The sequence below is a fragment of the Stagnihabitans lacustris genome (genome assembly GCF_025950525.1).
Classification (GTDB): Bacteria; Pseudomonadota; Alphaproteobacteria; order Rhodobacterales; family Rhodobacteraceae; genus Stagnihabitans.
Map to the genome: position 1 here is coordinate 23,550 of NZ_JAPDGS010000011.1, position 16,107 is coordinate 39,656.

At 65.4% G+C, this 16,107-nt stretch carries 11 protein-coding genes and 2 tRNA genes; 7 read left to right on the top strand and 6 right to left on the bottom strand.

From position 1 onward, the window contains the following. Nucleotides 1–26: 26 nt before the first annotated feature. Nucleotides 27–101: transfer RNA gene (locus tag NX862_RS17765), tRNA-Gly, on the bottom strand. Nucleotides 102–118: 17 nt separating this feature from the next. Beyond that, nucleotides 119–712: a TetR/AcrR family transcriptional regulator gene (locus NX862_RS17770; protein ID WP_264495279.1), complete on the bottom strand. Its 594-nt coding sequence runs from the start codon at nucleotides 710–712 to the stop codon at nucleotides 119–121. Nucleotides 713–977: 265 nt separating this feature from the next. On the opposite strand from NX862_RS17770, the gene NX862_RS17775 reads away from it, so the two are divergent. Then, nucleotides 978–1,562, top strand: a complete 585-nt coding sequence (locus NX862_RS17775; RefSeq protein ID WP_264495280.1) for a DUF2306 domain-containing protein — start codon at nucleotides 978–980, stop codon at nucleotides 1,560–1,562. A gap of 15 nt (nucleotides 1,563–1,577) precedes the next feature. Here NX862_RS17775 and NX862_RS17780 read toward each other — a convergent pair. Continuing rightward, a tRNA-Gly gene (locus NX862_RS17780) sits at nucleotides 1,578–1,652 on the bottom strand. Between the two features lie 305 nt (nucleotides 1,653–1,957). Here NX862_RS17780 and NX862_RS17785 point away from each other — a divergent pair. After that, nucleotides 1,958–2,188, top strand: a complete 231-nt coding sequence (locus NX862_RS17785) for an EF-hand domain-containing protein (RefSeq protein WP_264495281.1) — start codon at nucleotides 1,958–1,960, stop codon at nucleotides 2,186–2,188. 251 nt (nucleotides 2,189–2,439) lie between these two features. On the opposite strand, the gene NX862_RS17790 is transcribed toward NX862_RS17785, so the two are convergent. The 3 genes from NX862_RS17790 to NX862_RS17800 form a co-directional block, all read right to left on the bottom strand. After that, a complete protein-coding gene (locus tag NX862_RS17790) occupies nucleotides 2,440–2,934 on the bottom strand; it encodes a DUF2314 domain-containing protein (protein ID WP_264495282.1) in 495 nt (164 codons plus the stop codon). Next, a complete protein-coding gene (locus tag NX862_RS17795) occupies nucleotides 2,931–6,368 on the bottom strand; it encodes a pyruvate carboxylase (protein ID WP_264495283.1) in 3,438 nt (1,145 codons plus the stop codon). Before NX862_RS17795 ends, NX862_RS17790 begins: the two co-directional genes overlap by 4 nt. A gap of 185 nt (nucleotides 6,369–6,553) precedes the next feature. Beyond that, entirely contained in the window at nucleotides 6,554–8,053 is a 1,500-nt protein-coding gene (locus NX862_RS17800; RefSeq protein WP_264495284.1) for an MDR family MFS transporter, read from the bottom strand. Between the two features lie 123 nt (nucleotides 8,054–8,176). On the opposite strand from NX862_RS17800, the gene NX862_RS17805 reads away from it, so the two are divergent. The 5 genes from NX862_RS17805 (at nucleotide 8,177) to NX862_RS17825 (ending at nucleotide 16,041) form a co-directional block, all read left to right on the top strand. Next, on the top strand, nucleotides 8,177–8,746 hold the full coding sequence (locus NX862_RS17805; RefSeq protein ID WP_264495285.1) for a MarR family winged helix-turn-helix transcriptional regulator: 570 nt from the start codon (nucleotides 8,177–8,179) through the stop codon (nucleotides 8,744–8,746). A gap of 21 nt (nucleotides 8,747–8,767) precedes the next feature. Continuing rightward, a complete protein-coding gene (locus NX862_RS17810) occupies nucleotides 8,768–9,520 on the top strand; it encodes a pyrroline-5-carboxylate reductase family protein (RefSeq protein WP_264495286.1) in 753 nt (250 codons plus the stop codon). A gap of 126 nt (nucleotides 9,521–9,646) precedes the next feature. Next, nucleotides 9,647–11,986 carry an ATP-dependent helicase gene (locus tag NX862_RS17815; RefSeq protein WP_264495287.1) on the top strand — a complete coding sequence of 780 codons (2,340 nt, stop codon included), beginning with the start codon at nucleotides 9,647–9,649 and terminating at the stop codon, nucleotides 11,984–11,986. Next, nucleotides 11,983–13,161, top strand: coding sequence for an N-acetylmuramoyl-L-alanine amidase (locus NX862_RS17820; protein ID WP_264495288.1), 1,179 nt, complete (start codon nucleotides 11,983–11,985; stop codon nucleotides 13,159–13,161). Before NX862_RS17815 ends, NX862_RS17820 begins: the two co-directional genes overlap by 4 nt. Before the next feature lie 327 nt (nucleotides 13,162–13,488). Then, nucleotides 13,489–16,041 (top strand): penicillin-binding protein 1A, encoded by a 2,553-nt coding sequence (locus NX862_RS17825; RefSeq protein WP_264495289.1) that lies wholly within the window; start codon nucleotides 13,489–13,491, stop codon nucleotides 16,039–16,041. The last annotated feature ends 66 nt before the right edge of the window (nucleotides 16,042–16,107 follow it).

The following is a 16,107-nucleotide window of genomic DNA, read 5'->3' on the forward strand; positions in this document are numbered from 1 at the left end:
CGGGGAACACCCGGCGCCTTTGAAACTGGAGCGGGCGAAGGGATTCGAACCCTCGACCCTAACCTTGGCAAGGTTATGCTCTACCCCTGAGCTACGCCCGCACTCCGTGGGGCGTCTATTAGCGGCCTGCGTCGGGGGGCGCAAGGGGGGCAAGGCCCGCGCGCGACGATTTTTCTGCGATCAGGTGGGACAGGCAGGCGGAAAACGCCGGAATCCGCAGCTGGCCTTGCTGTTGGCCCAGGCGGGGGGCAAAGCCCAAAAGCGCATAGCCATGGACCAAAGACCAGACCGCGGTTTCGAAGGCCTGGTCCCGTTGGGCCGAAAAGGGCGCGCAGGCCAGCCGCAACAGGTCATAGGCCCGGGCCGATTGCATCACCAGCGCGGGGTCGTCATGGCTGACCGCGTCGCTTTGGAACATGACGTGAAACAGCCCGGCATGGCGGGTCGCAAAGTCCAGATAGCCCGCGCAGGTCGCCTGCAGCCGCGAGACGGGGTCCGCGGGGGCGCGGGCGATGGCCGCCTCCATCGCGCGGACAAAGCGGGCAAAGGCCGCCTCGGCGATGGCGGTCATCAGCCCGGGCAGGCCGTCGAAATGGTGGGCGGGAGCGGCATGGCTGACGCCAGCCAGCGCCGCGGTCTTGCGCAGGGACATGCCGGCGATGCCGTCGCGCTCCAGCAGGGTCATGCCGGCCTCGATCAGCCGGTCACGCAAGGGCGGCTCTGGGATGGACTGGGGCGCGGGCGGCTGTTCTGAGACGTCGGGATTTCGGGACAAGGGGGACTTTCGGGGCAAGGGGAGGCGGGGCAAGGGGAGGCGGGGCAAGGGGAGGCGGGGCAAGGGGAGGCGGGGCAAGGGGAGGCGGGGCAAGGGCGCTGTGCCTTTGTTGCAAAGCCGCCTGACAGTGTCAAGTTTCTGGCTTGACACTGTCAGGCGTGGGGCTACAACAAGAAGACTTTACACTGTCAAGGAGCGTTCCATGTCCCGTCCGGTTTTCTGGCTTCTGTCCCTGCCTGCGCTGTTGATCGCGCTTCTGTCCTGGCGGGTGTTTTTCCTGCCGATGAAGCTGGTGATGCCCGAGATGGGGAATTACCTGGCCCATGTGCCCTGGGGCGTCTGGGGTCATGTGATCTTTGCCCCCATCGCTCTGGCGCTGATGCCGCTGCAGCTGCGGACGCGCAAGGATGCGCTGCACCGTTGGGCAGGGCGGGCCTATGCGGTTTCGGTCCTGGTGGCGGCCCTGTCCTCGCTGATGCTTTTGCCGGTTTCGGTTGCATCCAGCTTTGCGCGGACCGGGTTTGGCGTGCTGGCGGTGCTGTGGATCGGCTTTACCGCGCTTGGGGTGGCGGCGGCCCTGCGGCGCGACCTGGCCCGGCATCGGGTCTGGATGGAGCGGTCGATGGCGCTGACCTTTGCGGCGGTGTCGCTGCGGGTGGTGATGATGCCGCTGCTGGCGATGGGCTGGACCGTGGCCGAGACCTATCAGATCACCGCCTGGGGGTCCTGGCTGCTGACGCTGGCTGTGGTGGAGTTGAGGAGGATGAAATTGAAAAGGGCGCCCTGAGGCGCCCTTTCAAACTGGAGCGGGCGAAGGGATTCGAACCCTCGACCCTAACCTTGGCAAGGTTATGCTCTACCCCTGAGCTACGCCCGCACTCCGTAGCGGGGGATTTACGGAAAGGCCGGGGAGGCTGCAAGGGGGAAAACGAAAGCGGCGCGAAAAAAGTGGACGCGCAACCGGAGGTGGAATCGCTCTGACCAATGTCGCCTGGCCCGCGGTCAACCTTTCTTCCAACGCCTTTCGCTGCAGCGCGTCAATCCCTTTTGCAGCCGCAGTAAAATGCCCGTGATCCAAAGCATGAGCATCTGGATTTCCGGCGCTGTATCAGTAGGTTGCGCGGCGAAGGTCATATCCTTCGCATGGGGCCGCTTGGGCCCCTGGAATTACTGGAGAACAAGATGAAGCACACCGTTCTGGCCGCCGCCCTCGTTGCCCTGACCTCGGTCGCAGCCCTGGCCACCGACATTGCAGACACCGATGCCAATGGCACCTTTTCGATCGAAGAGCTGAAGGCCGCTTTCCCGGACCTGACCGACGACGCATTCAAGGCCGCTGACACCGACGCCGATGGCCAACTGTCGGCCGACGAGCTGAAGGCCGCGCAAGAAGCTGGCACCATCCCGGCCTGATCCAGGCTTGGACGATGGAAAGGCCGCCAGGAGCGATCCTGGCGGCCTTTTTCGTGGGCGCAAGTTTCATGGGCGCAAGGCTGGGGGCGCTGCCCGCAGGAAAAAGGCTGGGGGCGCTGCCCGCAGGAAAAAGGCCGGGGGCGCTGCCCGCAGGAAAAAAAGGCCGGGGGCGCTGCCCGCAGGAAAAAAAAGGCCGGGGGCGCTGCCCCCGGACCCCCGGAATATTTTAGTCAGTATGAAAGCCTAGGGGCCTATTTCCACTCGGGCGGCAGGGGCGTGTCCGAGAAGGGCAGGCCCAGCAGGGCCGCGGCGTCCAGCTCCTCGGCGGCAAAGATCGCGCGGGTTGTATATTCGCCCCAGGCCTTGCCATCGCCCGGTCGCCAGCCCCAATCCGCTACCTGGGTTCGGTCGAAGTTCAGCGCCTGGTCGGCCTTGATCTCCTTGGCATAGACCCCGGCATTCATCGACATGCCGGCGATCTTGCCATCGGGCAGAAGGATGAAGGGCGCGAACCAGAAACATTCCGAGGGATGGGCCGTGTCGCCCGTCTGGAAGCAAGCCTTGATCGCCGCGCCATCCTTGGCCACGCCGCGCGGGCCCACGACCTGTTCCAGAAAGGTGGGCAGGGTGGTCAGAGCCTCTTGAGTCGCGGCCTGAAGGGCAGGGTCCGACGGATCAACGGCGAAGGTGGTCTCCTCGGCCAGGGCGGCCGAAGAGAGCATCAGGGTCAGGAGAAGCGCTTTCATTCCAGTTCCACCAGCAGGTCCTTGGCCTCGACCTGAGCGCCGGGATGGATATGGACGGCGGTGATCACGCCGGCCCGGTCGGCATGGATGCCGGTCTCCATCTTCATCGCCTCGATGGTCAACAGCAGGTCGCCCGCATTGACCTTCATGCCGACCTTGGCCGCCACGCTGGCAATCGACCCCGGCATAGGCGCGCCGATATGGTTGGGGTTCGATTCCATCGCCTTGGGCTTGGCCGCGGTCTTGGCCTTGATCGCGCGGTTGGGGACGCGGATGACGCGGGGTTGGCCGTTGAGTTCAAAGAAGACCTTGACCTCGCCCTCTTCGGTCGTCTCGCCCACGGCTTGCAGGCGGATTTCCAGCGTCTTGCCGGGGTCGATTTCGGCACTGATCTCTTCGCCCGCGTCCATGCCGTAAAAGAAGGTCTTGGTCGGCAGGACGCGCACCGGGCCATAGGCCTCGTGGCGGGACATATAGTCGGTGAAGACCTTGGGATACATGAGATATCCGTTCAGATCCTCGTCATCCACCGGGCGGCCCAGTTCGGCGGCCAGTTTCAGCCGGGTCGCGTCAAGGTCCACCGGAGGCAGGGAGGCGCCCGGGCGGGTCAGCATGGGCGCCTCGCCCTTCAGGACCTTTTTCTGGATGCCCGCGGGCCAGCCGCCATGGGGTTGGCCGAGGTTGCCCTTCATCATGTCCACCACCGATTCGGGGAAGGAGACTTCGACCGAGGGGTCCTCGACCTGGGCGCGGGTCAGGTCTTGCGCCACCATCATCAACGCCATGTCGCCCACGACCTTGGACGAGGGCGTGACCTTGACGATGTCACCGAACATCTGGTTGGCGTCGGCATAGGCCTGCGCCACTTCGTGCCAGCGTTCCTCCAGCCCCAAGGACCGCGCTTGGGCTTTCAGGTTGGTGAACTGGCCGCCGGGCATTTCGTGCAAATAGACTTCCGAGGCCGGGGCCTGGAGGCTTGACTCGAAGGCCGCATATTGGCCGCGCACCGCCTCCCAGTAGTTCGAGATCTCGCGGATGGCGGCGATGTCCAGGCCGGTGTCACGGTCGGTGTGGCGGAGCGCCTCGACGATGGAACCCAGGCAGGGCTGGGACGTGCCACCGCTGAAGGCGTCCATCGCCGCATCCACGGCATCGACGCCGGCATCGCAAGCGGCCAGAATGGTCGCAGCCGCAGCGCCCGAGGTGTCATGGGTGTGGAAATGCACCGGCAGGCCGACTTCCTGCTTCAGCGTCTTGACCAAAAGACGTGCTGCGGCGGGCTTCAACAGCCCCGCCATATCCTTCAGCCCCAGCACATGCGCGCCCGCATCCCGCAGTTCCCGCGCCCGATCGACGTAGTATTTCAGGTTATACTTGGCCCGGTTGGGGTCCAGCATGTCGCCGGTATAACAGATCGTGCCTTCGCAAAGCTTGTTCGCCTCAAGCACGGCGTCCATCGCGACGCGCATGTTGTCGACCCAGTTCAGGCTGTCGAACACCCGGAACACGTCCACCCCCGAAGCCGCCGCCTGCGCCACAAAGGCCTGGACCACGTTGTCGGGATAGTTCGTGTAACCCACGCCGTTGGAGGCGCGCAGCAGCATCTGCGTCATCAGGTTGGGCATATGGGCGCGCAACTCGCGCAGGCGCTGCCAGGGACATTCCTGCAAGAAGCGATAGGCCACGTCAAAGGTCGCGCCGCCCCAGCACTCGACACTGAACAGCTGCGACAGGTTGCCCGCATAGGCCGGCGCCACCTTGATCATGTCGATCGACCGCATCCGGGTCGCCAAAAGCGACTGGTGGCCGTCGCGCATCGTTGTATCGGTGATCAGGACCTTTTGCTGTTTCAGCATCCAGTCGGCGACCGCCTTGGGACCCTTTTGCTCCAGCAGGTTGCGCGTGCCCATCGGCGGTTCGGACTTGGCCTTGGGGGCGCGGGCCTTGCGGGCCTCGGCATGGGGCTTGGCGCGGCCTGCCGTCTCGGGATGCCCATTCACCGTGATATCGGCGATATAGGTCAGGATCTTGGTCGCCCGGTCCTGACGTTTCGAGAACTGGAACAGGTCGGGCGTCGTGTCGATGAACTTGGTCGTATAGGAGTAGTCCAGGAAGGTCGGATGTTTCAGCAGGTTGATGACGAATTCGATATTCGTGCTGACGCCGCGAATACGGAACTCGCGCAAGGCGCGGTCCATGCGGTGGATCGCAGCCTCGGGCGTTTGCGCCCAGGCCGTCACCTTGACCAAGAGCGAGTCGTAATAGCGCGTGATGACCGACCCCGCATAGGCCGTGCCGCCGTCCAGACGGATGCCGTTGCCGGTGGCGGAACGATAGGCGGTCAGGCGGCCGTAATCCGGGATGAAGTTGTTCTGCGGGTCTTCGGTCGTCACCCGGCACTGGACCGCATGGCCGTTCAGCTTGACATCGGCTTGGCTGGCCACACCGGTGGCCTGGGGCAGGGTCTTGCCCTCTTCGATCAGAATTTGCGCCTGGACGATGTCGATGCCGGTGACTTGTTCGGTCACGGTGTGTTCGACCTGAACGCGGGGGTTCACCTCGATGAAGTAGAACTTCTGGCTGTCCATATCCATCAGGAACTCGACCGTGCCGGCACATTCATAGCCGACATGGGCGCAGATGCGGCGCGCCATTTCGCAGACATCGGCGCGCTGTTCGGGGGTCAGGTAGGGGGCGGGGGCGCGCTCGACCACCTTTTGATTGCGGCGCTGAACGGTGCAATCGCGCTCCCACAGGTGCCAGACATTGCCCTGTTTGTCGCCCAGGATCTGAACCTCGACGTGGCGGGCACGAAGAATCATCTTCTCAAGATAGCCCTCGCCGTTGCCAAAGGCGGCTTCGGCCTCGCGCCGGCCCTCCAGCACCTTGGCCTCAAGCTCTTCGGGGTTGTTCACCGGGCGCATGCCCCGCCCGCCGCCGCCCCAGGACGCCTTGAGCATCAGGGGATAGCCCACCTCGGCCGCTTGTGCCTTGATGGCGGTAAAGTCGTTGCCCAGGACCTCGGTCGCGGGAATGACCGGAACGCCCGCCTCGATCGCCACACGCCGCGCCGAGGCCTTGTCGCCCAGCGCGCGCATCGTCTCGGCCCGCGGCCCGATGAAGGTGATGCCGTTCTGGTCGCAAGCCTCGACCAGGTCGGGGTTTTCCGACAAAAGCCCATAGCCCGGATGGATGGCATCGGCGCCCGATTCCTTGGCGACCCGGATGATCTCGGAAATCGACAGATAGGCGCCGACCGGCGACAGGCCCTCACCGATCAAATAGGCCTCGTCGGCCTTGAACCGGTGCAGCGACAGCTTGTCTTCCTCGGCATAGACGGCGACCGTCTTCTTGCCCATCTCATTGGCGGCCCGCATGACGCGGATGGCGATCTCACCCCGGTTGGCGATGAGAATTTTCTTGAAAACGGTCATAGGCAGGCCCCTTCATCCCTGTGCGTTCGTGTCGCAGGTTTGACCCGGCACTTTATGGGTGCTGCACCGCAGCGCAAGGGGGGAGCCCCCCGCTTCGCGCAAGATTTCCGCAAAGCCCGGGGGGGAGTTTTGCAAACCGCCCGTTTCTTGGGCGGTTTGCAAATGTTGCAGGCGTCATTCGCCCCTTATTCACCCCGGGGCGGCACGCGGTTGACCAGGGGGACTTCCTCTAGCAAGAAGGCGAAGGCCAGGCCCACAAGCGCGGCAATCCCCGCGATCCAATAGATCGGATGGATCGCCAGAACGACCGCATCGGCCATGGCCGCGGCCTGGGCCGGGTCGATGCCTGACCCGCCCTCGCCGACAGAGACCTGGCTTGCCGCCTCGCCCAGTTGCGCGAAAAGGCTGGCCGAAAAGATCGCCCCAAAGGCCGCCACGCCAAGCGCGCCGCCCAACTGCCGCAACAGGATGCCCGCCGCCGTGGCCGTGCCCAAAGTGTGCCGCGGCACGGCGTTTTGCACCGCGGTCGTGACCACCGGAAAGATGCAGCCCATGCCCAGCCCCATGACCAGCAACAGCCCGGCAAAGATCGGATAGGGCGTCGTGGCCGTGATCTGCGCCAGGCCCAGAAGGCCGATGGCCAGCCCGCTCATCCCCAGTTTCGGCAGGATCAGATACCGCCCCGTCCGCCCCATATAGCGCCCCGCCAGCGTCGAGGCCGTCAGGATGCCCACGGTCAGCGGGATCAGCTCCAGCCCCGAGTTGGTGGGCGTCGATCCGGTGGCAATCTGCAGATAGATCGGCAGGAACGTCACCGCGCCAAACATCGCCGCCCCCACGACAAAGCCCAGAACCGATGTGACCCAGAAGACGTTCATCTTGAACAGCCACAGCGGAAGGATCGGCTCTTTGGCGGTGGTCTCGATGCGCACAAAGGCCGCCAGCGCCGCCAGGCTGACCGCGATCATTCCCAGGCTAAGCCCCGAGCCCCAGGCAAAGCTGCGCCCGCCCAACGAGGTCCAAAGCGTCAGCCCGCCGACGCCGATGGTCAGCGCAAACGCGCCCCACCAGTCGATCTGATGGCTGACCCGCGTGCCGCGCGGCTTGAAGGACAGGGCGAACCCCACCAGCGCTAAGGCGCCCAGGGGCAGGTTGATAAAGAAGATCCAGTGCCAATCGGCATGTTCGGTCAGCCAGCCGCCCGCAAAGGGGCCGATCACCGACGACACCGAAAAGACCGCTGCAAAGACGCCCTGGATCTTGCCGCGGTCCTGCGGCGGGACGGCATCGCCCACCACCGACAGCGCCAGCACGAAAAGCCCGCCGCCGCCCATGCCCTGCAAGGCGCGCGCCAGGATCAGTTGCGTCATCGTCCCCGCCAAGCCGCAAGCCAATGACCCCAAAAGGAAAATCCCGACCGAGGCAAAGATCGTGTTCCGCCGCCCATAAAGGTCCCCCAGCTTGCCATACAGGGGCGCCACCACGGTCGAGGTCAGGATATAGGCCGTGACCACCCAGCTCAGATGCTCCAGCCCGCCCAGGTCCTTGACGATCCGGGGCAGGGCGGTCGAGACGATGGACTGGTCCAGCGCCGCAAGCAGCAGCAAAAGCCCGACCGACAGGATGACCATCCGCAGCGACTTGGCCTCGGTGCCATGGGTTATTCTTGGGTTGGGGTCTGTCATCATCTGCTCCTTCGGCCTGTGCGCAAGCCGCGGTCTTAGGCCTTGGGCAATTATATGTCAATGGCATGTAATTGCTATTAGCACGGGCTTGACAGGGGCATGGAACCCGCGCAAAGCAGGCACATGAGCGACACACCGACCCATCCCCATGCCCGCGTCACCGCCGCCTTGACCGAGGCGGGCTTTTCCCCTGCTGCGGTCCATGCCCTGCTGGCGCTGGACGGCGACCATTTCCACCATGTCCGCCGGGTGATGAAGGGCGATGTGCCCCAAAGCCTGATGGAGGAACTGGGCGCGGGGCTGGAGGTCACGCAGTTCCACGCCCTGTCCTCGATCATGCGGATCTGGGCGGGCTATGGCCGGCCTGCGGGCGAGGCGACGGTGGGGCTTTTGGCCGAGGAAATGGCGCTGGACCCGTCCCGCGCCAGCCGGATCGCGGCCGACCTGGTGGACCGCGGGCTGTTGCTGCGGGCGGTCAGCCAAGAGGACGGGCGGCGCTCGGTTCTGGTGCCGACCGATGCGGCGCGCACCTTGCTTGAGGGCTTCATGACCGCCAAGTGGCGCCACACGATGCGGATTTTCGCGACCTGGGATGAGGCCGATATCGTGACCTTTGCCCGGCTTTTCGCCCGCTATACCGAGGGGATGCGCGCGGAATATCCGGGGGCCGCAAAACTGGGCGCTGCGAAATAGGCGCCGAACTGGGGGGATGGCATGAGGCTGGGGATATTGGGGGCGACGGGCTGGCTGGGCGGCGCCCTCGCCGCGCGTCTGGTGGCGGGCGGCTGGCCCGAAGCCCGCCTGGTGCTGGCCAACCGTTCGGGACCGCGGGGGTTTCCCCTGGCGGAGTGGACCGATGCGGCGGCGGTCGCCCGCGCCGATGTGGTCGTGGTGGCGGTGCGGCCCGAGGATTTCCCGACCCCGGGCTTTGCGCCTGATGGCCTGGTGATCTCTTTCGCGACGGTCTGGACCCTGGACAAGCTGCGCGCGCTGGCCCCTCGCGCCCGCATCGTCCGCGCCATGCCCAATTCCGGCGCGCCGCAGGGCGCAAGCTATACGCCCTGGGTCGGCGATGTCGGGCCGGGGGATGCGGAGTTGGTGATGAAACTGCTGTCCGCGATGGGCGAGGTCGTGCGCCTGACCTCGGAAGACCAGCTGGATTATATGGCGGCTCTGCCGGGTTCGGGCATGGCCTATCCTGCGCTGATGGCGCAAGCGATGCTGACCCATGCCCGCGCCTTTGGCCTGCCCGAGGCGGTGGCACAACGGGCGGTTCAGGCCGTGGTGGTGCAGGCGGCCAGCGGGCTTTTGGGGCGGATGGGCGACCTGGACGCGGTCTTGGACCTTTACCGCGGCTACCGGGGTGTCACGGCGGCCGGGATCGCTGCGGCCGCGCCCGGGATGGCGCAGGCGATGTCTGCCGCGCTGGAGGCGGCCCATGCCAAGGCGGTGGATCTGGGGCGGTAGCGGTGCGCTGAAGCACACCCTACGGAAGGTGGCACGGTCTTGCCCCTGCACAATTTCTGGGAGGCGCGCGGAACGTAAAGAGAACACCGCTTCCCATGATCTTTGCTTTCCGTTAGTCTGCCCGACATGTCCGAGTCCCTCTCCCTTTCCGCCCGCGCTTTGGCCGCCCGCAGTCCGTCTTTGGATCGGGCCCCGGCAGAGTATCTGAACGACCTGAACCCCGCCCAACGCGAGGCGGTCGAGGCGCTGGATGGCCCGGTCCTGATGCTGGCAGGCGCGGGCACCGGCAAGACCAAGGCCCTCGTCGCCCGCATCATCCACCTGGTGCGCACGGGGCGGGCCTATCCGAACCAGATCCTTGCCGTGACCTTCACCAACAAGGCCGCGCGCGAGATGAAGAACCGCATCCTGGCCCAACTGGGAGAGGCCGCCGAGGGCATGGCCTGGATGGGCACCTTCCATTCGCTGTCGGTCAAGATCCTGCGCCGCCATGCCGAACTGGTGGGGCTGAAGTCCAGTTTCACCATCCTGGACACCGACGACCAGTTGCGGCTGTTGAAACAGCTGATCGCGGTGGCGAATATCGACGAAAAGCGCTGGCCCGCGCGGCTTTTGGCGGGGCTGATCGACGGCTGGAAAAACCGCGCCTGGACGCCAGACCGGGTGCCTGCCTCCGAGGCCAGCGCCTATAACAACCGCGGCACCGAGCTGTATGAGGCCTATCAAGAGCGGCTGAAGACCCTGAACGCCGTCGATTTCGGCGATATCCTCTTGCATTGCGTGACGATCTTTCAGCGTCACCGCGATGTGCTGGAGGATTGGCAGCGCCGCTTTCGTTATATCCTGGTTGACGAATATCAGGACACCAATGTCGCCCAATACCTGTGGTTGCGGCTTCTGGCGCAGGCGCATCACAACATCTGCTGCGTCGGCGATGACGACCAGTCGATCTATGGCTGGCGCGGCGCCGAGGTCGGCAATATCCTGCGCTTTGAGGCCGATTTCCCCGGCGCGGTCGTCGTGCGGCTGGAACAGAATTACCGCAGCACGCCCCATATTCTCGCCGCCGCTTCGGGCGTGATCAAGGGCAACGCGAACCGCCTGGGCAAGACCTTGTGGACCGACCGCGAACAGGGCGAAAAGGTCCGGCTGATCGGCCATTGGGATGGCGAGGAAGAGGCGCGCTGGGTCGGCGAACAGATCGAGAGCCTCCAGCGCGGCCAGGGCCGTTCGCCCGAGGATATGGCGATCCTCGTCCGCGCCTCGCATCAAATGCGGGCGTTTGAGGACCGGTTTCTGACCATCGGCTTGCCGTATCGCGTCATCGGCGGGCCGCGCTTTTATGAACGCCAAGAGATTCGCGACGCCATGGCCTATTTCCGGCTGGCGGTGTCGCCTGATGACGACCTGGCCTTTGAACGCGTGGTGAACCTGCCCAAGCGCGGCCTGGGCGACAAGGCGCAGTCGGAAATCCAGCGCCTTGCGCGCGCTTCGGGCCTGCCGCTGCTGGAGGGCGCGCGTGAGGCCGTCTCGCGCGGGGTCATCGGGGGCAAGGGCGGCGCGGCCCTGCGGGTCTTTGTCGAAAACACCGACCGCTGGCACAAGGTCACGCTGGAAGACCACGACCATGTCCGGTTGGCCGAAACCATCCTGGAGGAGTCGGGCTATACCGACATGTGGGTTCAGGACAAGACGCCCGAGGCGCCGGGGCGGCTGGAGAACCTCAAGGAACTCGTCAAGGCGCTGGAACAGTTCGAAAATCTGACCGGGTTTCTGGAACATGTCAGCCTGATCATGGAGAACGAATCCGAGGAATCGACGGAAAAGGTCAGCATCATGACGCTTCATGCCGCCAAGGGGCTGGAGTTTCCGGCGGTCTTTCTGCCGGGCTGGGAAGAGGGGCTGTTTCCGTCCCAACGCAGCATGGATGAAAGCGGGCAAAAGGGGCTGGAGGAGGAACGGCGGCTGGCTTACGTCGGCATCACCCGCGCCGAAGAGCTTTGCACGATCTCTTTCGCGTCGAACCGGCGGGTTTACGGGCAATGGCAAAGCCAGCTGCCCAGCCGGTTCATCGACGAGCTGCCGGGCGATCATGTCGAGGTCCTCAGCCCGCCATCCCTGCACAATGGCGGTTATGGCGCGGGCGGTTATGGCGGGGCGAACAGCTTTGACGCGCGGGTGGCCAAGGCCGATGTCTATAACTCGCCGGGCTGGAAGCGGCTGCAGGACCGGGTTCAGACCCGCGGCGTCTCGGCCCCGCGTGAGGCTGCAGGCCTGACCATCGACGCCCAGGCCGTGACGGGCTACGGCATCGGAGAGCGGGTGTTTCACCAGAAGTTCGGCTATGGGAATATTGTGGCGATGGAAGGCGACAAGCTGGAGATCGACTTCGAACATTCGGGGATCAAGAACATCGTCGCGCGCTGGGTGATCCCGGCGCATCAGGTCACGGATGTGCCGTTTTGATCCGCATCCTATTGTTTCTACTGGCCTTTGCGCTTCCCTTGGCGGCGCAGGACCTGACGGGTCTGGCGCGGCTTGACCCCGCCGCCAGCAGCATCCGCGACCGGGTGCAGGGGCTGGATCTGGTGCTGGCGATCTCGCAGCCGGTGCCTTGGCGGGTGCGGGTGCTGGATCAGCCGCCGCGGCTGGTCGTCGATTTCCGCGAGGTGGATTGGACGGGGCTGGAGGCGATGGCCCAGGCCTCCAGCCATGTCACGGGCCTGCGGGCGGGGGTGTTTCGCCCCGGTTGGTCGCGTCTGGTGCTGGACCTGAAGGCGCCCATGGCGGTGGAAAGCGCGGGCATGACGACCGAGGGCGCGACACGGGTGGCGATCCGGCTGGGCCCCACGACGGCAAAGGCCTTTGCCGCGGCCGCAAGCCAGCCCGAGCCGCCCGGCTGGGCCTTGCCGAAGCCCGCGGCCTTGGTCCCGGTCCCGCCGCGCGGCACGGGGCCCCTGGTCGTCGTGCTGGACCCCGGCCATGGCGGACTGGACCCCGGGGCAGAGCGGGGCGGCTTTTCCGAGGCCGACCTGATGCTGACCTTCGCGCGTGAGTTGAAGGAAGTCCTGCTGCGGGATGGCGGCTTTGCCGTCACCATGACGCGGGAAACCGATGATTTCGTCCCCCTGGAGACCCGGATTTCGCTGGCCCATCAGGCCGGGGCGCAGGTCTTTGTGTCGCTTCATGCCGATGCGATCCCCGAGGGCGAGGCGGTGGGCGCCACGGTCTATACTTTGGCCGATGCGGCCTCGGATGCGGCCTCGCAGACCCTGGCCGAACGGCACAACCGCGACGACCTGCTGGCCGGGGTCGATCTTAGCCGCCAGGATGATCAGGTGGCCAAGGTGCTGATGGACATGGCGCGGGCGCAAACGCAGCCGCGGACCGACCGTCTGGCGGCGGCGCTGGTGGCGGCGATCAAGGGGGCGGGGCTGAAAATGCACCGCCATCCGCATCAAGAGGCGTCGTTTGCGGTGTTGAAATCGGCCGATATCCCCTCGGTCCTGGTCGAGTTGGGGTTCCTCTCCAGCCAGTCCGACCTGGAACGGCTGAGCGATCCGGAGTGGCGGGCCGGCATGGCGCAAGCGATCCTAGAGGGGCTGAAGACCTGGGACGAGGTCGAAGCGGCGGCGCCGTAGGGGGCGGTCGGGGGACTTCGGCGGCCGCAGCGGGGGGCAACCGACCGCGTTCGGCATGATATGCCCCCCCCTTGCCGCGCCTGTAATCGGTTGGCGCTTGTGCGCGACCCCTGTCCGGCGGGGTTTGTTGCACGGGCCCGACAGACCCCGCCGGACAGGGCGCGCACAAGCGCGGTCCTCTCCGTCGGCAGGCCGCCGGTGCCGGCGGGCGCCAGGGTCCGGTCGGCAAAGCCCCCCATCGGCGGGATCGTGCAGCGCGGTCACAGGGTGTTTTGACCTTCCCTCGCTTTTCCGCCTATAAGCATCCATCCACGCGAGGGTCCGGACTTGCTGCGTCTCATCACTTCTTTCTTCGGGGCCGTTTTCACGACGGTCACGCTTGGCCTTGCCTTTGTCGCCTTGACGGCGGGCGGGGTCTTTTACATGTATTCGACCGAAGTCCCCTCGACGCAGAACCTTGCGACCTATGCGCCGCCGACGATCAGCCGGATCTATTCCGGCGAGGGTCAGCTTATGGACGAGTTCGCCACCGAACGGCGGCTTTTCGTCCCCATCGCCGATATCCCGCCCCTGGTCCAACAGGCCTTCGTTTCGGCCGAGGACAAGAACTTTTTCACCCATCCCGGCTATGATGTCCGCGGCATCCTGGCCGCCGGCTATCAGGCGATGGTGTCGCGCGGCAAGGATGCGCGCGGCGCCTCGACCATCACGCAGCAGGTGGCCAAGAACTTCCTTCTGTCGGGCGAACGGTCCATCGAACGCAAGATCAAGGAATTGATCCTGGCCACGCGTCTGGAACAGACCCTGTCCAAGGACCGCATCCTTGAACTTTACATGAACGAGATCTTCCTGGGGCAGAACTCTTACGGGGTGGCGGCTGCGGCGCAGACCTATTTCAACAAGACCCTGTCCGAACTGTCCCCGGCCGAGGCCGCAACTCTGGCCTCGATGCCCAAGGCGCCCTCGGATTTTCACCCGGTCCGCAACAAGGACCGCCTGGTGGAACGGCGCAACTATGTGCTGAACGAGATGGAGCAGAACGGCTATCTGGACGACCCCACCGGCGAGGCCGCCAAGGCAGAACCCCTGCGCACCGTGCAGGGCGGCGAAATCCCCGCCTACCGCGAGGCCCTGCCGCCGCGCGACTATTTCACCGATGAAATCCGCCGTCAGCTGTCGGGCACCTTTGGCGAGGAGGAATTCTTCTCGGGCGGGCTTGCCATTCGTGCCACCGAAGACCCAGAGCTTCAGCGTCTGGCTGCCAAGGCCCTGCGCACCGGGCTGGAGAAATACGACCGCGATCAGGGCGTCTGGCGGGGCTCGGGCAAGCGTCTGACCACGGAGGAAATGACCGACTGGCGCGCGGCCCTGGTCAAGGTGGCGGGCCTGGCGCGCGACGTCGAAGGCTGGCGCGCGGGCGTCGTGCTGGAGCTGGGCGAGGACACCGCGCAAATCGGCATCGAGGGCGAGGCCGCCCCGGGCACGGTGACGGCCAAAGACGTCACCTGGGCGCGCAAGCGCAACCCGGATGGCTCGCTGGGCAAAAAGGCCCGCGCCCCCGCCGATCTGGTCGAAGTGGGCGACATCGTCATGGTCAAGCCGATCCTGGCCGAGGATGGCACCGTTGATCATTGGTCGCTGCGCCAGGTCCCCGAGATTCAGGGCGGCTTCATGGCTATGGATGTGAACTCTGGCCGCGTCATCGCGATGCAGGGCGGGTTCAGCTATATGGACTCGGTCTTCAACCGCGCGACGCAGGCTTTGCGCCAGCCGGGGTCCAGCTTCAAACCCTTCGTCTATGCCGCCGCGCTGGACAGTGGCTTTACCCCCGCCACGATGGTCGTCGACGCGCCCATCGTGGTCGACACGCCCCAGGGCCTCTGGACGCCCAAGAACTCGTCCAACAAGTTCTACGGGCCGGCGCCGTTGCGCATCGGGATCGAGCAAAGCCGCAACCTGATGACGATCCGCCTGGCGCAAGACGTCACGATGGAGACGGTGGCCGGCTATGCCGAACGCTTCGGCGTCTATGACCACCTGCAACCGCTGCTGGCCAACAGCCTGGGCGCGCAGGAAACCACGCTGTTCAAGATGGTTGCCTCTTATGCCATGTTCGCCAATGGCGGCGAGCGGGTGGAGCCGACGCTCGTCGACCGCGTCCAGGACCGCTATGGCAAGACGATCTACCGCCATGACACGCGGGTCTGCGAGGATTGCACCGCGGCCAGCCTGCCTGCGGGGCAGGGCCTGCAGATCACGTCGGACCGCGAGCGGGTGATGAACGCGATCACCGCCTATCAGCTGACCTCGATGATGCAAGGTGTCGTGGTTCATGGCACGGCCACGGGCGCGCAACTGGCGGTGCCGACGGCGGGCAAGACCGGGACCACGAATGACGCCAAGGATGTGTGGTTCATCGGCTTCACCTCGAACACAGTGGCGGGCTGTTATCTGGGCTATGACAATCCGCGCAGTCTTGGGCCGGGGGCCTTTGGCGGGACGCTCTGCGTGCCGATCTTCAAGGAATTCATGGACGAGGTCGTGAAGCGCTATGGCGGCACGGATTTCAAAGTGCCTCCGGGTGGGCATTTCATCAAGATCGACCGCTATTCCGGCGCGCAACTGCCCGATGACGCCTCTGGTCCCAATGTGCAGGCCGAATATTTCCGCGATGGCGAAGTTCCGGTCTTTGGCCTGGGCGCGCTGGTCGATGGCGGGTTTGGCATGGGCCAGGACCTGCCCTTGTTCGCGCCGGGCGAAAGCGATCTTGGTGCGGCCTTGGGCACCGAGACCGAGACGGTGACGACCGGCGATGGCCAGGTGAAAGAGGTGCCCAAGAAGGCGACCTTCGGGTCGGCAAGCTCGGGTGGGCTTTACTAACGGCGAGTTGGGCTTGCCCCGCAGGCCTTGAACCGCTATCTCCCCGCCGTCACGTCCAAGAGGTCT

What these genes read in the sequence shown, in the direction of transcription:
- NX862_RS17800 (WP_264495284.1), bottom strand. Translation starts at nt 8,053, where the DNA reads ATGACAGACCCCAACCCAAGAATAACCCATGGCACCGAGGCCAAGTCG.
- NX862_RS17810 (WP_264495286.1), top strand. Translation starts at nt 8,768, where the DNA reads ATGAGGCTGGGGATATTGGGGGCGACGGGCTGGCTGGGCGGCGCCCTC.
- NX862_RS17805 (WP_264495285.1), top strand. Translation starts at nt 8,177, where the DNA reads ATGAGCGACACACCGACCCATCCCCATGCCCGCGTCACCGCCGCCTTG.
- NX862_RS17790 (WP_264495282.1), bottom strand. Translation starts at nt 2,934, where the DNA reads ATGAAAGCGCTTCTCCTGACCCTGATGCTCTCTTCGGCCGCCCTGGCC.
- NX862_RS17785 (WP_264495281.1), top strand. Translation starts at nt 1,958, where the DNA reads ATGAAGCACACCGTTCTGGCCGCCGCCCTCGTTGCCCTGACCTCGGTC.
- NX862_RS17815 (WP_264495287.1), top strand. Translation starts at nt 9,647, where the DNA reads ATGTCCGAGTCCCTCTCCCTTTCCGCCCGCGCTTTGGCCGCCCGCAGT.
- NX862_RS17795 (WP_264495283.1), bottom strand. Translation starts at nt 6,368, where the DNA reads ATGACCGTTTTCAAGAAAATTCTCATCGCCAACCGGGGTGAGATCGCC.
- NX862_RS17775 (WP_264495280.1), top strand. Translation starts at nt 978, where the DNA reads ATGTCCCGTCCGGTTTTCTGGCTTCTGTCCCTGCCTGCGCTGTTGATC.